This window comes from Noviherbaspirillum massiliense JC206 (assembly GCF_000312045.1).
Lineage (GTDB): Bacteria > Pseudomonadota > Gammaproteobacteria > Burkholderiales > Burkholderiaceae_D > Noviherbaspirillum > Noviherbaspirillum massiliense.
Genome location: NZ_HE978635.1, coordinates 33,177 through 34,735, shown reverse-complemented (window position 1 = coordinate 34,735; position 1,559 = coordinate 33,177). Strand labels below are relative to the sequence as shown.

2 protein-coding genes are annotated in these 1,559 nt (G+C 58.8%); both read right to left on the bottom strand.

Translation table 11 applies throughout. The features are described from left to right. Positions 1-873 (bottom strand): cache domain-containing protein (locus HGHM_RS22715; protein ID WP_026076090.1); only part of this gene is annotated, 873 nt, incomplete at its 3' end. A 55-nt stretch (positions 874-928) separates the two neighbouring features. Next, a complete protein-coding gene (locus tag HGHM_RS15625; RefSeq protein WP_019142488.1) occupies positions 929-1,411 on the bottom strand; it encodes a chemotaxis protein CheW in 483 nt (160 codons plus the stop codon). Between the last annotated feature and the right edge of the window lie 148 nt (positions 1,412-1,559).

Sequence of the window (1,559 nt, the reverse complement as noted above, 5' to 3'; positions counted from 1 at the left end):
CGACAGATCCATGTTGCCGGCGGCAATCTGGTCCGACGCCGTGGCAATGGTGTCCGTGCCGGTGCGCACTTCGCTCACGATCTTGAACAGGCTGTCGCGCATGGTTTTCATTGCAAAGAGCAGACTGGACTCGTCCCCCCTCTTGACGTCCACGCGCGCTGCAAGGTTGCCCTGGGCGATATCGGCAGCAACCCTGGTCGCATATTCCGGATCGCCGCCGATGGAGCGCTCGATGCTGCGGATCACGAAGAGCATGATGCCAGTCAGGACGATACCGATCATGGCCAGCAGCAGGGCTCCTTTCCATACGTCCTGCATGAACGCGTCGCTCAGATCATCCAGATACTGGCCGGTGATGAACGTCCAGTCCCATGGCTTGTAAGTCAGGACGTAGGCACCCTTGGGATAAACCTTGCTCTGATCGGCTGCGCCGGGTTTCGGCCAGACATATTCGATCCAGCCTTCTCCGCTGCCTTTCGCGATCGAAGCGACGTTTCTGTAGAAGTACTGGCCATACGCATCCTTGAAATCGGTCGCATCCTTGCCGATCAGCTCAGCCTTCATCGGATGCATGACCACGGTCGGATGCGAATCGATGACGGTGTAATAGCCATCCTTCCCATAGCGCATGGCTTTCAGGCGCGCGAGCGCCTGTTTCTTTGCTTCTTCGAGCGGCAATGCGCCGGACGCGGCCAGGTCCGCATATTCCTTCACGGTGGACATGCCCACGTCGGTCGCGAATTTCAATGCGATTTGCCGTTCTTCGAAACGCCTGGCTTTGATGGAAAGCGCATCGGCGACCGTAATCCCGGTCAGGCAGAGCCAGCTGATAATCAGGGGCAAAAAGAGTTTCTGGCGAAAAGTCAGTTTCATGGCACTTCAATTCTGGTAAGTCTTGTTCGTGGTGGTGCAGCAGTCGGTCGGCTGCTCAGGCCGCCAGTTTTTCAATCAATCCCATCTCCTCGCTCGCCATCAGCTTGTCGATGTCGACCAGGATCAGCATGCGCTCGTCGATCGTGCCCAGCCCCACCAAATAATCGGTGTTGAGCGCCGTGCCCATGGCCGGTGCCGGCTTGACTTGCTCCGGGCTCAGGGTGATCACGTCCGAGACACTGTCGACCACCATGCCCACCACCCGGCTGCCCAGGTTGAGGATGATGACCACCGTGAACTGGTCATAGGTAGGCGTGCCGAGATTGAACTTGATGCGCATGTCGACGATCGGCACGATCACCCCGCGCAGGTTGATCACGCCCTTGATATAGTCCGGCGCGTTGGCAATCCGGGTCACCGCTTCATAGCCGCGGATTTCCTGCACCTTCAGGATGTCGATCCCGTATTCTTCCTTGCCCAGGGTGAAGGCCAGGGCTTCCACCAGATTGGCTTGTTCTTGCTGCAGTGGCATGTTCATGTGCTGATCTCGAAAAAAGGGGCGGCGACTCCTCCCGCCAGGCGGGCTGGAGGAACAAGGGCGGGTGCAGTATTAGCGCCCGGCGGGCGATGCAGATGGATCAAAACTCTTCCCAGTCGTCGCCGGCCGTGGCCGTGGCCCGGGTCAA

Coding starts and splice junctions, on each gene's coding strand:
- HGHM_RS15625 (WP_019142488.1), bottom strand. CDS start 1,411: ATGAACATGCCACTGCAGCAAGAACAAGCCAATCTGGTGGAAGCCCTG.